The sequence below is a fragment of the Chryseobacterium sp. GW821-FHT04C04 genome, assembly GCF_059420365.1.
In genome coordinates this window covers 183432-202140 of record NZ_JBWKTO010000005.1, presented here as the reverse complement: position 1 = coordinate 202140, position 18709 = coordinate 183432, and the positions used below count along the sequence as shown (strand labels likewise).

Below are 18709 nucleotides of genomic sequence, written 5' to 3'. Positions count from 1 at the left end.
CCGCGATAAGGTGATGGACAATCGGAGAATGAAGTGAGAGAGATCGTTTGTAAGAATTTGAGGGGTATTGGATTTTAAAGTTGAATGGTTTTGGAGTTATTGAATTATAGATTATTAATTTTCACTTTTTTCCTATTTTTCTCATTTATTTTATTTTTTATTTATACCCTGTTTTTTATCTGCATGAGAATTTACTGATTGATCCATGCTTTTCTTAAAGCGAGCTGTTTTGAATCAGGATTAGGCAGAACACTTACTTTTCCTGTAATTTCATCATAGTTAAAACCTGCTTTTTCCAGATATTCTTTCAGAGGAAGAGGCTGGGTACCTTCTATAAAATCTCTGAAAAATGTACGTATTTCCGGATAAGTCATTTTTGTAATTTCATCAAACAGGTCATCATCATTGAAATATTTTCCTTCTCCATATTTTTTCATCAGCAGCTGCATCAGATCCTGAGTTCCCATTTTGCCATTAGAGAGTTCTCTTAATCTTATATCCAGACATAGCCCGAGTAATGGTCCTTTTTGGTAAAAATTCATGTACTGGTCCTGTCTTTCCATTGCATTTTTACTGATGTCTGTAAAAGAGAGCTTATTATCAAACTCTTTCATGCCATGTATCTTTTCTTCTATGCTTTTTTCAAAGTCTTCCAGACTGATCATTTTTTGTTTTATAGGCATATGAATTGTAGCATATTCTGTCATACCCTCATACAGCCATAGATGTTTAGACATGACGGGATTCAGGAAATCATAATGCTGAATTTCTCCTGAATGGATGTTGAGGGGAGTAATAATGTGGAAAAACTCATGGGAGGCCACTCGGTTTAAAGCATTCGGAAGAAATTTCATACTTCCGGAACGATATAGGCACATTGTAGATTTGGCATGTTCCAGACCGTCTCCCAGGAATCCTCTTTCATTGGAAGATTCATAATAAATCAAAAAAGCATATTTGTCTACCGGTAATGTTCCCCCAAGATAAGCTTGCTGGTTTTTCAAAATGTTTTCTATCTCACGAGCTATTGTTTTGGAATAATGTCTTTCCTTATTATTATAGAAGGATACAAGGACTTTGGTATGACCTATTTTCAGCCATGTTGTATCGGGAACAGAGTATAAAACGGGGGAGTCAACCAATTGCCGGTAATCTTTTGCCCAAACCCTATCCGTAGTTTTATTTTTCTGTTTATAGTCCAAAGCAGAAGAAGCATAAAAACCCTTGTTTTTGGTAATGTTAATTTGATACGGAATATCCTTCATTTCTTCAAAATATCCCACCAAAGAATTATAATTGATGACAAAAACACTGTCTTTTTTAAACATGCTGCCTGCAGATCTGGCCTCATTGGATTCCTTTTCCAAAGAGTCCCATCCATCTGCTACCTGGTAAGATATTGTAGCAACATTTTTAAGATCATGTACCATCCAGCTATTTTTATCCAAACGCTCGGTAAGTATTTTTTTTCCGTTTTTATCAGTAGCGGTAAAATGAGAAACATACTGCCCGAAATTCATCGCCTGATAAAAGCCGGGAACCAGCTTGGGAATAATAAACTTACCTTGTGTAAGGTTATTCTTGGGTGGAGCAAAAGATACCTTTACCTCATCATTAGACATATGAAGAAGATCTATGTGGTATTCATAATTCTTCTTTGGTGTTTGGGCAATCATCATATTAGAGAATATAACGATCACCAAAAATAGCTTTATAAGAGTCTTCATCTGCTAGTATTTTAGTTATTGTGAAAATATAAAATTATCTGTGAGAGGACTTATTTTTCCATATAATAAACCTCTTCATAAGGCTGGATCAATACCCATCCGTGTCCTGAAAATTTCATCTGAAACTCTTCACCGCTGCCTCTTCCCATCAAACTCTGAAATGAAATATTGGTTTTCAGCTCGGGACTAAGGTTTCCGGACCATGCTACCGTAGCATTTGGATCTGTGAAAACAGGACTGTCAGGAGTAACCAATAAGGTCAAAGGATCGCCGTGAGTGGTAATTGCAATATGTCCTGTACCTGAAAGTTTCACCTGGAAAAGACCGCCAGACATCATTCCTGCAATACTTTTAAGCATGGTGATATCACTTTTTATGCTTTGTTCATGAGCAAGCACATCATTTCCGTTTACGCAGACTGACTCATTATTCAGATAAAGGATACGAACTTTCTTCCCAAAATCAGCGACGTACAACTTACCTGTTCCTTCAGCTTTCATCAGCTTTCCTCCTTCACCACTGATGGCTTTCTTCAAAAAATTGCCAATTCCGCCGGCCAGCATTCCTTGTCTTTCAAAATTGATGTTCCCCACATAACTTACCATGCTTCCTTTTTTTGTCCATACTGCCTGGTTATTAAGGTTGATTTCCAAAAGATGCTTGGTTTCCAGTTCAAAATAATCTCTTTGCTGAGGATTTTCTTTCGTTTCGTTGATAAATGCTTCTATCGAATATTTACTCATAATGATCTATTTTTAAGGTGTTGTTTTTATACTGTTCCTGTTTTTATTTTGTCGAGTTTGTATCTCTTTTGTTACTTTTAAAATTCAAATTCAACAATTTATATTCTTAGAAATTGACATTTAGCTTTAAATATATCAGTTACTTTTTCTATTGACCAAGGTTTTATAAACAAACAGCAGATGGTTGCTGCAAGGTCATTAAAATCCAGTTTTTCATCCCGGTTATCGATCCTGATTCTTCTCTGTTTCCCGCGATAAATTGATGATAAAGTAAAGCTATAATAATTTTTACACCCTATTTTGGAGGGCCAATCGGCCAAATTTTCGTTTTCTTAAGGTTCTCTATCTCGATTATTTGGGTAATAAGCTTTAGTTTTTAAATGAAAATTAATGCAGACAGAATCAATTTTATTGATCCTTCAGAATTATTTGAATATGAATATTTTATGACCATCAGGATACGGATGATGAATGGAGTGAATTTTACTTATTTGTTCAATATTGAATTTAAATTACCCTAAAACTAATCTTTTTAAGCTTCAAAAATCCCCATGAAATCAGGGTTTTACATTTGATTGTAAATAATACTTGACAAAGGGGTATTCAATGTCGTATATTTGCACTCCGAAAATTACACCTTGTAATTTCAGTAATTTTTAAACCGTAATTTAAAAAATGAAAACATCAGATTTTAATTTTGATCTTCCTGAGGAATTATTAGCAGAACACCCATCAGAGCACAGAGATGAAGCTAGATTAATGGTACTTGATAGAAAAACACAAACTATCGAGCACAAGTTATTCAAGGATGTAGTGGACTATTTTGATGAAGATGATTTGTTTATCTTCAACAATACGAAAGTTTTCCCTGCACGTCTTTACGGAAATAAAGAAAAAACAGGTGCTAAAATTGAAGTTTTCTTATTAAGAGAACTTGATAAAGAAACAAGAGTTTGGGATGTTTTAGTAGATCCTGCAAGAAAAATCAGAATTGGTAACAAATTATTCTTCACTGAGGATGAATCTTTGGTCGCTGAAGTGATCGATAATACAACTTCAAGAGGAAGAACATTAAGATTCTTATTCGATGGTTCTTACGACGAATTCAGAACGAAATTAAAAGAATTGGGAGAAACTCCACTTCCAAAATATATCAAAAGAGCTGTAGAACCTGAAGATGCAGAAAGATATCAGACGATCTATGCAAAAATAGAAGGAGCAGTAGCTGCACCTACAGCAGGTCTTCACTTCTCCAGACATTTGATGAAGAGATTAGAGATCAAAGGAATCAATTTTGCTGAAGTTACTCTTCACGTAGGATTGGGGACATTCAACCCGATTGAGGTAGAAGATCTTTCTAAGCACAAAATGGAATCTGAAGAGATTATCATCGATGAGAAAAATGCTTTAATTATCAATAAAGCAGTAGAAAGTCACAGAAGAGTTTGTGCAGTAGGTACTACTACAATGAGAGCATTGGAAACTTCTGTTTCTTCAAACAAGAAAATATCTGCTTTCAACGGATGGACGAATAAGTTCATTTATCCGCCTCACGATTTTGGAGTTGCGACCTCAATGATCACCAACTTCCACACACCGAAGTCTACATTGCTTATGATGATTGCTGCGTTTGCAGGAAGAGATTTCATTATGCAAGCTTATGAAGAAGCCATAAAAGAAAAGTATAAATTCTATTCTTATGGTGATGCAATGTTAATTCTATAAAAAAGATAATAGGGAATAGGTTGCAGGTAATAGTATCTGCAACCTGTCACCTAAGATCTGCAACTTACCTCCTGAAATGAAAGATATCCGTATATTATCACTAGATCAGCTTAAAGACTACTTTGAAACTTTAGGTGAAAAACCGTTTCGTGCGAAACAGGTCTATGACTGGCTATGGAGTAAAAACCTCCATTCGATTGATGAAATGACGAATCTTTCGAAATCACTTCGTGAAAAAATTTCAGAAGAATATACCATCAACCCTGTTTCCGTAGATCTTCTTCAAAAAAGCTCTGACGGAACCATCAAAAACGGCGTGAAACTTCATGACGGACTGATGGTGGAATCTGTTCTTATTCCTACAGAAACAAGAACTACAGCCTGTGTATCGTCACAGGTAGGATGCTCATTAAACTGTGAATTCTGCGCTACAGCCAAACTGAAAAGGATGAGAAACCTTGAAGTGGCTGAGATTGTAGATCAGGTAGCACTTATTGATACCCAAAGCAAAATGTACTTCGACAGACCGCTTTCCAATATCGTATTTATGGGTATGGGAGAACCGATGATGAACTACAAAAACGTAGTAGAGGCCATCAAAAAAATTACCCAACCGGAAGGATTAGGAATGTCTCCAAGAAGAATTACCGTTTCTACATCCGGTATTCCTAAGATGATCAAAATGCTTGCAGATGATGATTTACGTGTGAAACTGGCTTTGTCCCTTCACTCAGCGATCGAGTCCAAGCGTAATGAGATCATGCCTTTCTCTGATAAATTCCCGTTAACGGATATTATGGAATCTCTTCAGTATTGGTATCAAAAGACAGCTTCTGTCATTACTTTTGAATATTGTGTATGGAAAGGGATCAATGATGGAGATGAAGATATCAAAGCTTTAATCAAATACTGCAAACAGGTTCCTTCAAAAGTAAACCTGATTCAATACAACCCGATCGGGGATGGAAAGTATGACAAGTGCAACAAACAGGCGGAAGAAAATTATATTCGTCAGCTTGAAAATGCAGGGATTACGGTAATGGTCAGAAGAAGCCGTGGAGGGGATATAGATGCCGCCTGTGGGCAATTGGCCAACAAAGCAACAGATTAAAATTTCCTTAAAAAAAAACCAAACATTTTCTTAAAAATAGGGTAAGCCATACCTTTGCAAAAATTATTTTGTGATGATGGATTTTCTTATGAGTGAGGACGGGCTGGAAAATGTATATGCATGGTCTATTCCGTTGCATGCTTCTGTCATTTTAGCCGAAATGATTTACAGCCACGTTTCAGAAGCTAAATTATATAGTGGAAAAGACCTTGCTACCAATATTTATCTGGCACTCATGAACTTTGGCTTAGACCTTATCATGAAAGCATTTGCCATGGGCGTAATGTTTTTCTTTTACAATCACAGACTTTTTTCATGGGATTTTAGCGTATGGTATTTATTAGCATGTTTTATAATAACAGACTTTGCCTATTATGTACTGCATTATGTTGACCACCGTTCCAGAGCCTTTTGGGCAGTTCATATCACGCATCACAGTTCAGAATATTTTAACCTTACAACAGGATTCAGAAGCCCTGTATTACAGCCGCTTTACAGATATTTATATTTTTCACCGCTTGCGTTTTTAGGATTCAATCCATGGCATATTATGGTTGCTTACGCTATAGGACAGGTATATGGTACATGGGTACATACACAGACTGTGAAGAGTCTGGGATTTTTAGAATACATTCTGGTAACTCCTTCTCATCACCGTGTACACCATGCATGCAATGTGAAATATCTGGATAAAAACATGGGAATGTGTCTGATTATTTGGGACAAAATATTTGGAACTTTTCAAAAAGAAGACCCGAATATACCTGTAAAATACGGAATCTACCCTAAAATGCCAGACAACAGACCAGATACCGTTCTTTTTTATGAATGGAGAAAAATCTGGAAAGATCTTAAACAACCGGGATTAAAATTCACAGACAGAATCAATTATATTTTCAATTCACCGGGATGGAGGCATGACGGAACAGGAAAGACGGTAAGACAATACCAGAGAGAGTATTTTGAAAAACAGGCAAAAAAGAAAGAACAACAGCAAAATCAGAAAGAGCAGAAAACTGCTTAACTTTTGATTTAAAATCAATAAAAATCTGAGCGAAAAGCGGGCTATTTTAGCTCGTTTTTCTATTGTAGGAAGTAGGTTACTCGAAGGATGACTCAGTAAGCAAAAAACAAAAGGTAAAATTGCAGATCAACTTTTGTTTTCTACCTATTAGCTATCCCATAACCAGCATCTCAAAACCCTCCAACCCTCCATCTCTCAAACACTCTGACTCTCCAGCCCCCCAACTCACAATAAAACCCTACTTTTGTCTTATGAAAAAGTTTCTTTTGATCGTTACTCTTATTATTAGTCAATCTGTATTTTCACAGCAGGCTGATTTCCTGAGAATAAAAAAATATAGAGTTAATCATCTGGATGATAAAATCAAAGAAACGTCAGGATTAAACCTTCTGAACGGAAAACTCTATACTTTCAACGACAGTGGAAACGATCCTGAATTGTTTGAAATCAATAAAACATCAGGGGAAATTGTAAATGTCTTGAAAGTTAATGCTAAGAATAAAGATTGGGAGGCGCTGACGAATGATGGGACTCATTTTTATATAGGAGATTTTGGAAATAATGGCGGGAAGAGGAGAGATCTTGAAATTTACAAGGTGCCTTTTCAGAATGACAGCCTTCAGAATAGTCAGATTCAGAAAATACAATTCCAGTACCCGGAGCAGGATGATTATGCATCCGGTTATTTGAAAACTGATTTTGATGCGGAAGCGATGGTCTATGCTCATGGGAAGATTCATCTTTTCACCAAAGAATGGTCCGCAAAAGCGGTGACTCATTATACCATCGATCCGGAAAAAGAAGAGAAACAGAATGCTGTAAAGATAGAATCTTATAAAACCAATTTCGTGGTTACAGATGCTGCTTATTTTGATAAAAAGCTTTATTTGGTAGGATATACAAGAAAAACGGAGGTCTTTTTGGATATCTTTACAGAAACAGAACCTGGAATATTTTTCAAAGAAAGACCCATGCATTATTACCTTGGGACAGCACTTTCAATAGGACAGATTGAAGGAATAAGTGTGGATGGAAATGGAATTTATATTTCCGGGGAAAAATTCAAATCTCCATTGGGAACTACAAAACCTTCTTTTTATTTTATTCCGAAAGAACAAGTCAAGGATTAATTTTATCTTAAAATTGACCGAAAAAAATTATCTTTGTGAGAATTAATAATTATTCACCCAGCATCGCAGATTGTGGCAAACATTGTAGAAGAAATTAAACGACCTATCAATGATGAAATGAAACTTTTTGAACAGAAGTTTTATGAATCAATGCAGAGTAAAGTAGCTTTATTAGATAAAGTAACCCGTTTTATTGTTACCACCAAAGGAAAGCAGATGCGTCCTATGTTTGTGTTTCTTTGTGCCAAGCTCGTGGGTGAGGTGACAGAAAAGACATATCGTGGAGCTTCTATGATTGAGCTGATTCATACCGCAACTCTGGTACATGATGATGTAGTGGATGAAAGTTTCAAACGTCGTAATTTCTTTTCTATCAATGCTCTATGGAAGAATAAAATTGCCGTTTTGGTAGGGGATTATCTTTTGTCGAAATCAGTTTTATTATCTACAGACCATAAAGATTACGACCTGCTTGGGGTGATTTCCAGAACGATCCGTGAGATGTCTGAAGGAGAGCTTCTTCAGCTGGAAAAAGCCAGAAAGCTTGATATTACTGAGGATGTTTATTATGAAATTATCCGTCAGAAAACAGCAACTTTGATTGCTGCTTGCTGCGAAATAGGTGTTCTTTCCAACAGTACAGATGAAACGCTTGCTAAAAAAATGCTGGATTTCGGAACCTTTACCGGAATGGCATTTCAGATCAAAGATGATCTCTTTGATTACTTAAGCTCAAATGTGATTGGAAAACCCGTAGGAATTGATATTAAAGAACAGAAAATGACACTGCCTTTGATTCATACCCTGAAGAAAGCTGATGAAAAGGATAGAAAATACTATTTCGATACCATAAAACGTTATAATAACAATCCCAAGCGTGTAAAAGAGCTTATAGAATTCGTTAAGAGTTCCGGGGGATTGGAATATGCCATTACGGTTATGAAAGATTTCCAACAGAAAGCAAAGGATATTCTTAATGAATTCCCCGATTCTGAAGCAAAAACATCGTTACATAGCATGCTTGACTATGTAATTGAGCGAAAATTTTAAACTAAATTATTTTCAGAGTTACAATAATAACAGCTAGAACTATACAAAATAAAGCTGTTAAAAATAAATAATCCGCAATATTCTCAAACGTGTATTCCCGCTTTCTATTCCTTGTTCTGATCGCCAGAAATGAAAAGAAGCAGCTGCACGCAAAAAGGATGCAGGCAAATCCTGCAAATTCGTCCAAATAGGTGCTCTGACTGATCTTAGAGATTTTCAATGAGGTGATAATGATCAGTGAAAATCCCAAAAGATTACTCGATGCATTCAAAATATGGGGTGACTTTTTTTCCATCTTTACATTTTTTTTCAAAATAAAGCACAATTTTTTTTATTATCAAATTTTTAAAAAATTTTATTAAAAATTAAAATTAATTTAAAAATTGTATATTAGCAAAATACTTGAAGATTAAAAACTTTTTTACTTAGCTATGCAAACAACCTATATTGAAACACAGCAAATATCCTTTCAAGATTTTAAAAATCAAATACTTGAAGATTACAGGTTAGGAAGGATCTCCCGTGAAATGTCTTATCTCGGAAGGAGAGAAGTACTCACAGGAAAAGCTAAATTCGGAATTTTTGGGGATGGAAAAGAACTTCCTCAACTTGCGATGGCGAAAGTTTTCAGAAATGGAGACTTCCGTTCAGGGTATTACAGAGATCAGACTTTTGCATTGGCAATAGATGCCTTAACAGTAGACAGCTTCTTTGCACAGATGTATGCAGATACAAGTGTGGAAAGAGAACCTGCTTCAGCTGGAAGACAGATGAACGGGCATTTTGCAACAAGAAGTTTAAATGAAGACGGGAGCTGGAAAGATTTGACGGCTCAGAAAAATATTTCTTCAGATATTTCTCCTACAGCCGGACAAATGCCAAGATTATTAGGGTTGGCTCAGGCTTCTACAATTTATAAGAATGTAAAATTTGACGGTTCTGAAAAATTCTCAAGAGAAGGGAATGAAATTGCTTTCGGAACGATAGGAGATGCTTCTACAGCAGAAGGGCATTTCTGGGAAACTTTAAATGCAGCTTGTGCACTTCAGGTTCCTATGATTGTTTCTATCTGGGACGATGGGTATGGAATTTCAGTGCCTACAAAAAATCAGAGAGCAAAAGCTGACATCAGCGAAATGCTTAGCGGTTTCCAGAGAAAAGAGGGAGAGAATCAGGGATGTGAGATTATTCAGGTGAAAGCTTGGGATTATCCTGCATTATTAGATGCCTATGCTAAAGCAGAACATTTTGCAAGAACAGAAAGTGTACCGGTAGTGGTTCACGTGATTGATGTTACTCAGCCTCAGGGGCATTCTACATCAGGTTCTCACGAAAGATATAAAAACGAAGAGCGTTTAGCTTGGGAAGCTGAGTATGATGGCTTGGCAAAATTCAAAGAGTGGATCTTAAACTACTCTATAGAAATCGAAGGAAAAGAAGAAGTAATTGCAACTGCTGAAGAATTGGAAACAATTGATGATGAAGCAAAAAAGATTGCAAAAACAGGGCAGAAAGCAGCTTGGGAAAACTACCAGAAATCGATTACAGAATTAATTCAGTCTATTTTACCTTTAGTAGAAAGTCTTAAAGGTCAGAATGCTGAAGTCGAAACTTATATTGCTCACTTCAATAAGCTTGTTTCAAAAGCTAAAAAAGATATCTTCCATTTGGTAAGAAGATCTTTATTAGTTACCAGAGGGACCAACTCTGCAGAAAGAAACCAGTTGATGCAGAAATACCATGAAGTAACAGCTGTTGAAAAAGATAACTATTCTTCTCACTTATATTCTCAATCTGAATGGAAGTCTGAAAACATTAAAGAAATCAAGCCAGTATATTCTGACAGTTCTGAAGATGTAGACGGAAGAGTAGTAATCAGAAATAACTTTGATAAAATTTTTGAAAAATATCCTGAAACTTTAATCTTTGGAGAAGATACCGGAAACATCGGTGACGTAAACCAGGGATTGGAAGGAATGCAGGAAAAATATGGTGCATTGCGTATTGCTGATACAGGAATTCGTGAAGCAACAATCCTTGGACAGGGAATTGGTATGGCAATGAGAGGTTTGAGACCCATTGCTGAAATCCAGTACCTAGACTATGTTCTTTACTGTTTACAGGGGATGAGTGATGATCTTGCAACGGTACATTACAGAACCAAAGGAGGACAGAAAGCTCCGTTGATTATAAGAACGAGAGGTCACAGATTAGAAGGAATCTGGCATTCAGGTTCTCCAATGGCTGGAATTCTAAACCTTTCAAAAGGTATTCTGGTATTGGTACCTAGAAACCTTACTAAAGCAGCTGGATTCTATAACACAATGCTTCAGGCTGACGAACCTGCGATTATCGTAGAATGTCTGAACGGATACAGATTAAAAGAAAAACAACCCGATAACTTAGGTGAATTCACTGTTCCTGTAGGTAAAATTGAAGTAACAAAAGAAGGAAAAGACGTTACTTTGGTTACTTATGGTTCTACATGGAGAATTGTAACAGAAGCAGCCAACGAATTGGAAAAGCTGGGAATTTCTGCAGAAGTAATTGATATCCAGTCGTTGATTCCTTTCGATTTATCTCATGAAATTGCTGAAAGCGTTAAGAAAACCAACAGATTAGTCGTAATCGACGAAGATGTGGAAGGGGGAACTACAGGATTTATCTTACAGCAGATCCTTGAAAAACAAAAAGCATTTAGATATCTGGATTCAGATCCGCTGACAATCTCAGCAAATGATCACAGACCAGCATATGCAAGTGATGGTGACTACTTCAGTAAGCCGTCTACAGACGATATGGTAGAAAAGATCTACGCTATGTTTAATGAAACAAATCCTCAGAAATATCCTGCGATATTCTAATTGGGATTTAATATACTAAAACAATGGGCTTTCAGATTTCTGAAAGCCCATTGTTTTTTAATCTATTTCAGCCAAAGTAATGCGAAGCTTGTTTAAAGTATTCATTAAGGTGATACTTGCTGTAAGTTCTATAATTTCCCGTTCTGTGAAATGCTCTGTTAGTTTTGCTTTGATCAATTGCCAGTCATTTTTACTGTAAATGACAGCTTCTGCCCACTCTAAAGCAAGCTTTTGTAAAGGATTGAAGACATGGGTATGTTTCCAGCCTGGAAGCCGGTTAATAACATCTTGCCCAAAGCCAAAATTGGAAAGTTCTTTAGCGTGATAACTGCAGCAATAGGCACATCCATTGATTTGAGAAACCCGTAATTCGATCAATGCGATCAGCTTTTCATCAATACCGGATTTTCTAATGCTGTTGTGGGCTCTATACAGATTTCCGATAGTTTCTTTTGCAATTTCTTTGTAGTTCATAATGAAATATTTTCTGCAAATTTGCATCAGAAATAGTTTCGAGCCTATATACTTACCTTTTCGTTCTATACTTACCTTTTGGAAAGTAACTTTATATGATATTGTATTTTAAAGCAAAAAATGCTATCAAACATTGGCAGCCTTTTTATTTTTTACATCCTCATTCAAAAATACACACTCTTTATCTTCATGCTGGCCTTTCACCTGATACTTTGCTTCCCATTCTTCCAATAAATAAAGAATAGGTAACAGAGCCAATCCTTTTTCTGTAAGAGAATATTCTACCCGTGGAGGAAGTTCTTTAAACTCTTCACGGATAACAAGTCCGTCGGTTTCCATCTCCCTCAATTGATCGGTCAATACCTTTCTGGAAATAACTTTAATGCGCACAGCAAGCTCTCCAAAACGCAGCCTTCTGTCCTTTATAACAAGAACAATAATGGGTTTCCATTTGCTTCCCAAAGCGGCCATTGCCTTACCCAGAGGACAGCTGTATTGCATTAATTCATTCTTTTTCATAGAGAAATAGGTATTTTAATTATCATATGGAACCAAAGTTTCATACGTTACTTTGATGTTACTAATGTAAGTTACTGCGAAGTTACCACTATTTTTTTAATAAAGGGTACAAATACGAACTATTATTAGTTACTTTGTGTAACAATTATAAAATATAAATTTAAATATGAGCACATCATCATTATTTAAACCGTTTCAATACAAAAATTTACAGCTTAAAAATAGAATTGTAATGGCTCCTATGACCAGAGCACAGTCTGACAATGGAGTTCCTACACAGAATATCGCAGACTACTATGGAAGAAGGGCTGCTTCGGATGTAGGATTGATTCTTTCTGAAGGAACTGTTATCAACAGACCCGGATCAAAAAATTTACAGAACATTCCAGATTTCTACGGAAATGAAGCGTTGAATGGCTGGAAAAATGTAATTGATTCCGTACATAAAAACGGAGGTAAAATGGGACCTCAGATCTGGCATGTAGGCGATACAAGATCGTCGGAAGACTATCCGTTGGTTCCAATGGAAAAAGCTTCAACAATGACCATTGAAGATATTCAGGATACGATTGCACAGTTTGCAGCTTCTGCAAAATCAGCGAAAGATCTTGGCTTTGACTGTCTTGAAATTCATGGCGCTCATGGGTATCTTATCGATCAGTTTTTCTGGGAAGTAAGCAATACAAGAACAGATGAGTATGGTGGTAAAACACTAAAAGAAAGAAGCAAATTTGCTGTTGAAGTAGTGAAAGCGATCAGAGCAGCAGTGGGAGAGGACTTTACGATTATCATTCGTCTTTCACAATGGAAACAACAGGATTATAAAACTAAACTGGCCTTTACTCCTAATGAAATGGAAGATTGGTTATTACCTTTAAAAGAAGCCGGAGTAGACATTTTCCATTGTTCACAACGTCGTTTCTGGGAGCCTGAATTTGAAGGTTCAGATCTAAACTTCGCAGGATGGGCTAAAAAAATTACCGGACAGCCAACTATTACCGTAGGATCTGTAGGATTAAATGGAGATTTCCTTAATTCTTTTGCAGGGGAGGGAACAGAAAAATCAGATCTTACAGAACTGATCAGAAGACTTGATAATGAAGAATTTGATCTTGTTGCAGTAGGAAGAGCCATTTTACAGGATCACCAGTGGGTACAGAAGATCAAAGACGGAAATACCGAAGCTCTTTTGGACTTTTCAGCAGAAAGTATGAGCGTTTTATTTTAATATCAATAATGAATAGAAAATTCGCTTCGCTGTCAATTTTTTAACAGCATATTTTATTCACTTGCGGAGCAAAATTGATTATTCATACCTGATAGTAAATCAGCATAATTCACTTTATTTTATATTTAATTTTCACCTATTTATTAAAGAATCGGCTTTCAGGATTTCCTGAAAGCCGATTTCATTTTTTATGACATGTTGTCCTGATATCCACATGCAGTTTCGATGGATTCACAAATCCAATACATTGGGAAACCAGGCTCTTTATAAGGGCATGCTATAGTTCCGGGACGGCAGGTAATATTAGGACCGGCTCCTCCATGTATTCTTTTTAATTCTGACTTTGCTAATTTTCTAGATTTTCATGTTAATTAGTGTAAGTATTGTGGTACTTACTGGTAATAAAGTTAAAATTTGGAATTTATTATATCTTATGGACATTCTTTTGTATCCGTTAGGCATTTCCAACGAGGGGGGAATCCATTGTTACCAGGAATGTAACAGGCTGTAGTTCCTTGTGGACACTCAGGAGCATTTCCTCCATTAATCTTCTTTAATTCAGAAATTAATAATTTTCTTAGATTTTTCATGTTAATTAGTTTGTTGATTCATGCAAATATAATATTTTTTGTAAATCAAACAATACTTTGCACTGAAATGGGAAATATATTCTTTCAAATAGCATATTTTAAAAATAAACCCGCTCCTGGGATTTCCGGGAGCGGGTTTTAACAGATTTAAATATCTAAAACTGCCTCTAAAATGGCAGAAATGATTTTCTTATAAACCAATATTCTTGGTGGGTTTCAACTGCTTCAAGATGCTTTTTGGAATGGCGTTTTTGTGAACCAAAATAGCTGTTGATTTATATTCAACGTAAGGTCTTGTTACATAAAGATATCCAGCGAAATCATTGGTTACACCCCAGGAATTCTTCACCATATAATATTCTTTACCCGTTTGATCTTTTGCCAAACCTACGATATGCATACCGTGATCATCCGTTGTAGAAAGGTTGTTAAGTGCTTTCTGACGCATGTCTTCAGTGATGGTTTTATCTTTTTTAGGTTCTGTAAACAAAGTCTGTTTGTTCTCTGCAGTGATCTGATCAAGCTCCATATCCGGAACATAAGCTACCCCGTTTTTGTAAGAAAAATAAGGCTCAGAAACGTCGGTTGCCCAACCTACAGAATATCCTTTAGTTACGGCATTGTCGATGATTGCTGTAAGATCTTTCATCGGAACATTCCAGTCAGAATCGTGGCTCCAGTTATCAGGAATGGGAACTACAAATTTCTGGAAATACGGATAATCTTTATATGAAGATAATTCTACGTAATCTTCAGGATTTATTCCTACCACATCCTTAGCAAATGTTTTAGGAGTGTAGTTTTTCCCTTCATACGTAAAGTTTGCAGGTACTTTTCCTAAATATTCATCAAGAATAGCATCTACAGAATCCATCCAGTTATCGGTCAGTTTCCCTTTCGAAGAAGCCTGAACAAGACTGTCAAGAACCGGCTTCAGTTTCCCCTGCATTTCCTTGAAGTTGTTTGTCGTTTGTCCGGATTTTAAACCCGTATAAACATCCTGAGGAACTGCTCCATACTTTTTGTACATGTTGATGACATCGTGAAGTTCCCCTCCGTCACCCCAGCTGATGGCGCCATTATTTAAAACATATAATTTCGCTTTATCATGATAAGAATTTCTCGCGGTAAAAATTTCAGCAAGATCTACAGGCTTTTTGCCCATTCTCTGCATTTCAGATTCAAGGAACGAATTTCCTGAGTAGCTCCAGCAAGTTCCTGATGAACCTTGGTTCTTTACAGAAGTTGCACCAACGTCTTTTAACGTTGTGAACTGAAAATTAGCATTTTGTGAGTGGTTGTTTTTTAACTTGTTGATTAAGTCATCTTGGGCAAACATCATACTTCCTGCAGACAAAACAAAAAGTAATGATGCAATTTTGGCATTTTTCATTACTATAAAAAGATTATTTGTATTAATAGTCGTTGCTAATAGAGATTTGTTACAGAAGGAAAAGTTAAATTTGAAATGTAAAAAAAATGTGAAAAGACAAAATCATAAAACCATAATAGGCAAATAGGCTGATTTATAAATTTGATTTTCATCTTTTTACCAAAAAAGTTTATTATGTTTCCAACCTTCACAAAAGTTTCGGCATCTATACTATTATAACTCCTGACTATGGAACAAGAATTATTATTGGAATGCCAGCGTAGCGACCGCAATGCCCAGCGGAAAGTTTACGAGAAAATGGCGGGCAGGCTTTACTCAGTCTGCAGACGCTATTTGAAAAACGATGAAGATATAGAGGAAGTATTGGCCGATACGTTCTATAAAATCTTCACGAAAATTACTCAGCTTGAGAATCCCGAAACCTTTGAAGCATGGGCCAGAAAAATTGCGGTGAACGAATGCCTGCAGAAATTAAGAAAAAGTAAAGGATTGTTTATTTCTCTTGAAGATCATCTTATTGATCATTCTGAAGGGACTACGGACAGCCTGTCCCTGGAAAAAGATATTCTGAGTTTGCTGAATTTTCTTCCGGAAGGCTGCAGAGCCATCTTTAATCTTTTCGCCATTGAAGGATATCCTCATAAGGAAATAGCAACCATGCTTTCCATCAGTGAAGGCACCTCAAAATCACAGCTCAATTTTGCAAGGAAAAAACTGCAGGAACTTCTAGTGAACCAAAACATTTAAACTTTTACAACAATGGAAAATAATCATATAGATCAACAATTCAATGAAGCCTCTAAGCTTTCAGAAGAACCAACAGTTTTTCCTGGTTTTGAAAAAGTATGGGGGAAAATTGAAGAAAAATTAGATAAAAAAGAAGAGAAAAAGAGAATGATTCCTCTTTGGCTGCCTTATGGGATTGCGGCAAGTCTTATCATTGGCATGGGTGCGTTTTATTTTATGAATAAAAAAGAAGCTACAGAACCTTTAAAACCAATAATAGCAGAGAATACAACGTCAAGAGGTCCGATTACTAAAATAGACATTGCAAAAATAGATAGTACGGTAAAGAATAACATTAGAAAAGAAGAACTGCCTTTACCTCCTCCTATTGCTTATCAGCCTTCGCCAATTGTTGGGCTAGATCCATATACACTTCCCACTTGTGGTATACCTATACCACCAGTAGAAGCTCCTGATAAAATTGCCTCAGCTTTACCATCTATATATAATGATACTTTAAAAACAAGAAGTATTGAAGAAGTGGTAATGGTGGGATATTCAAAAACAGTCCGTAGAAAGGAAGCATCAGCCTCTTCAACAGTGATGATTGCTTCTACCGATAAGGCTTCTGTAAGATCTTCTGCGGCAATACCTCCTTTGGCAGGAAGTGTGGCAGGAGTAGAAGTAACGTCTGGAGCTAAACGTCCTGGTGAGATATTGATTAGAGGAGCTAGGAGTATAGATAGTCGTTCCACGAGCCCTTTATATGTTGTTGACGGAGTTATACTAGGTCGGAAATCTGAATTTTTAAATACCCTTGATCCTAAAAATATCAAAGAAGTAAAAGTCATAAAAGATGCAGAAGCTGCCGCTTTGTATGGCAGTAAAGCAAGGAATGGAGTCGTAGTAATCAAAACAAAAGGATTATCCAAAGCAGAATTAGAAAAGCTCAAAGAAGTTTCCTCAGAAAGTGAAAAAGAATTACTAAAAGAACCCGAAGAGCCTGAAAAGGTACTTCCTAAAGCAGGTCAGCTGACAGCAGGAGAAGTAAATGATTTCTCTAAATGGGATTACTGGAAGGATATTGCAGTTCCCACTCTCGATCAGTATAAGAATACATGGAAATTTTTCCCTGATAAAAGAGTTTCTGTTCAGCTGGTCAACGGAAATAAAAGACCCGTTGTAGGTGAAAAGATAAAGCTGTTGGATGATAAGAAAAATGTTATTTGGGAAGCCGTTTCAGATAATCTCGGTAATGTAGAATTATGGATTTCACCGATGACCGATGAAAGTTCAGATTCAGAGAAATATTATTTAGCTGATCGTTCCGGCCAAGTGATCAGCAGTAATATCAAAACGTTTAAAAATGGACGAAATCTGATTATTCTGGATAAACCCTGCCTGAAAGAGAGAATATTGGATATTGCTTTTGTAGTGGATGCAACAGGTTCTATGGGTGACGAGATTTCTTATCTTCAGTCTGAACTTTTGGATGTGCTGAAAAAGATTGAAGGACAGCTTAAGAATACGACAGTAAGATACGGATCTGTTTTCTACCGAGATAAAGGAGATGAATATGTAACCCGGAAATTTGATTTTTCAAATAAGGCGGAAGATCTGGTAGGCTTTATCAAAAAACAGAAAGCTGCAGGAGGAGGAGATACACCGGAAGCCGTTGTGGAAGCGTTGAATGTTTCTGTGGATGAGTTGAAATGGAGTAATGAAAACTCAACTAAAATCATGTTTTTAATTCTGGATGCACCACCGCATCACTCAGAACAGAATATAAAAGAACTTTACAGTAAAATAAAATCTGCAGCAAAGAAAGGAATTACCATCATTCCACTGGCTGCCAGCGATACTGATAAACAAACAGAGTACCTGATGAGGACCTTTGCTTTGCTCACGAACGGAACCTACACATTCCTGACAAACGACAGCGGGATAGGAAATAATCATATTAAACCTACCATAGATTCTTATGAGGTAGAAAAACTGAATGATTTATTATTACGATTGATTCTTCAAAGAGCAACTTTACCGGAATGCAGTACAGGAATTTCCAATGAGAATATCAATAAAAAGATGGAGGCGGAAATAAACAGCCAGGCTGATACTAAGACTGTAATATTTCCCAATCCGACAAAAGGTTTGCTGCAGATAAAAACAGGAAAAATGATTGATGAGTTGTTTCTTTATGATCTTGCAGGAAAAATCATCATGAGAAAAGAAAACCTGCCGGATGGTAAAAACACAATTGATTTAACATTATACCCACAAGGAGTTTATCTTATACGTATTCACACCCATGGAGTGTGGGAGACATTTAAGGTAATTAAAAATTAAATTTAACTGGAAAAAAGAAATTTCCCCGGAAATTTCTTTTTTCATATTTTTAAGCATAC

At 36.3% G+C, this 18709-nt stretch carries 16 protein-coding genes; 10 read left to right on the top strand and 6 right to left on the bottom strand.

Annotated features, from left to right (window positions below; all coding sequences use genetic code 11):
• Positions 1-191 precede the first annotated feature (191 nt).
• Together AC07UM_RS17810 and AC07UM_RS17805 are read right to left on the bottom strand one after the other, a co-directional pair.
• Entirely contained in the window at positions 192-1727 is a 1536-nt protein-coding gene (locus AC07UM_RS17810) for a M61 family metallopeptidase (protein WP_494681403.1), read from the bottom strand.
• 50 nt (positions 1728-1777) lie between these two features.
• The gene (locus AC07UM_RS17805) at positions 1778-2470 is read right to left on the bottom strand and encodes an AIM24 family protein (RefSeq protein WP_494681402.1); all 693 of its coding nucleotides are present in this window, start codon (positions 2468-2470) and stop codon (positions 1778-1780) included.
• 380 nt (positions 2471-2850) lie between these two features.
• Here AC07UM_RS17805 and AC07UM_RS17800 point away from each other — a divergent pair, with 380 nt between their 5' ends.
• From AC07UM_RS17800 to AC07UM_RS17775, 6 genes are all read left to right on the top strand, one after another.
• On the top strand, positions 2851-2991 hold the full coding sequence (locus AC07UM_RS17800) for a hypothetical protein (RefSeq protein ID WP_494681401.1): 141 nt from the start codon (positions 2851-2853) through the stop codon (positions 2989-2991).
• A gap of 154 nt (positions 2992-3145) precedes the next feature.
• Positions 3146-4195, top strand: coding sequence for a tRNA preQ1(34) S-adenosylmethionine ribosyltransferase-isomerase QueA (gene queA, locus AC07UM_RS17795; protein WP_494681400.1), 1050 nt, complete (start codon positions 3146-3148; stop codon positions 4193-4195).
• 76 nt (positions 4196-4271) lie between these two features.
• Positions 4272-5306, top strand: coding sequence for a dual-specificity RNA methyltransferase RlmN (gene rlmN, locus AC07UM_RS17790; RefSeq protein WP_494681399.1), 1035 nt, complete (start codon positions 4272-4274; stop codon positions 5304-5306).
• Positions 5307-5379: 73 nt separating this feature from the next.
• On the top strand, positions 5380-6330 hold the full coding sequence (locus tag AC07UM_RS17785; RefSeq protein ID WP_494681398.1) for a sterol desaturase family protein: 951 nt from the start codon (positions 5380-5382) through the stop codon (positions 6328-6330).
• Positions 6331-6581: 251 nt separating this feature from the next.
• A complete protein-coding gene (locus AC07UM_RS17780; RefSeq protein WP_494681397.1) occupies positions 6582-7460 on the top strand; it encodes a hypothetical protein in 879 nt (292 codons plus the stop codon).
• 72 nt (positions 7461-7532) lie between these two features.
• A complete protein-coding gene (locus AC07UM_RS17775) occupies positions 7533-8510 on the top strand; it encodes a polyprenyl synthetase family protein (protein ID WP_494681396.1) in 978 nt (325 codons plus the stop codon).
• Between the two features lies 1 nt (position 8511).
• On the opposite strand, the gene AC07UM_RS17770 is transcribed toward AC07UM_RS17775, so the two are convergent.
• Positions 8512-8805, bottom strand: a complete 294-nt coding sequence (locus tag AC07UM_RS17770; protein ID WP_494681395.1) for a hypothetical protein — start codon at positions 8803-8805, stop codon at positions 8512-8514.
• A 136-nt stretch (positions 8806-8941) separates the two neighbouring features.
• On the opposite strand from AC07UM_RS17770, the gene AC07UM_RS17765 reads away from it, so the two are divergent.
• A complete protein-coding gene (locus tag AC07UM_RS17765) occupies positions 8942-11374 on the top strand; it encodes an alpha-ketoacid dehydrogenase subunit alpha/beta (RefSeq protein WP_494681394.1) in 2433 nt (810 codons plus the stop codon).
• Between the two features lie 57 nt (positions 11375-11431).
• Here AC07UM_RS17765 and AC07UM_RS17760 read toward each other — a convergent pair whose 3' ends face one another.
• Both AC07UM_RS17760 and AC07UM_RS17755 read right to left on the bottom strand, forming a co-directional pair.
• Positions 11432-11848: a carboxymuconolactone decarboxylase family protein gene (locus AC07UM_RS17760; RefSeq protein ID WP_494681393.1), complete on the bottom strand. Its 417-nt coding sequence runs from the start codon at positions 11846-11848 to the stop codon at positions 11432-11434.
• 126 nt (positions 11849-11974) lie between these two features.
• Entirely contained in the window at positions 11975-12367 is a 393-nt protein-coding gene (locus AC07UM_RS17755; protein WP_494681392.1) for a winged helix-turn-helix transcriptional regulator, read from the bottom strand.
• A gap of 166 nt (positions 12368-12533) precedes the next feature.
• Here AC07UM_RS17755 and AC07UM_RS17750 point away from each other — a divergent pair, with 166 nt between their 5' ends.
• Complete coding sequence (locus AC07UM_RS17750; protein ID WP_494681391.1) at positions 12534-13595, top strand: NADH:flavin oxidoreductase; 1062 nt, start codon at positions 12534-12536, stop codon at positions 13593-13595.
• Positions 13596-14375: 780 nt separating this feature from the next.
• Here AC07UM_RS17750 and AC07UM_RS17745 read toward each other — a convergent pair.
• A complete protein-coding gene (locus AC07UM_RS17745) occupies positions 14376-15578 on the bottom strand; it encodes a C1 family peptidase (RefSeq protein ID WP_494681390.1) in 1203 nt (400 codons plus the stop codon).
• Between the two features lie 228 nt (positions 15579-15806).
• Between AC07UM_RS17745 and AC07UM_RS17740 the strand changes: the two genes are divergently transcribed.
• On the top strand, positions 15807-16325 hold the full coding sequence (locus tag AC07UM_RS17740) for an RNA polymerase sigma factor (RefSeq protein WP_494681389.1): 519 nt from the start codon (positions 15807-15809) through the stop codon (positions 16323-16325).
• A gap of 12 nt (positions 16326-16337) precedes the next feature.
• Positions 16338-18650, top strand: coding sequence for a T9SS type A sorting domain-containing protein (locus tag AC07UM_RS17735; protein WP_494681388.1), 2313 nt, complete (start codon positions 16338-16340; stop codon positions 18648-18650).
• The last annotated feature ends 59 nt before the right edge of the window (positions 18651-18709 follow it).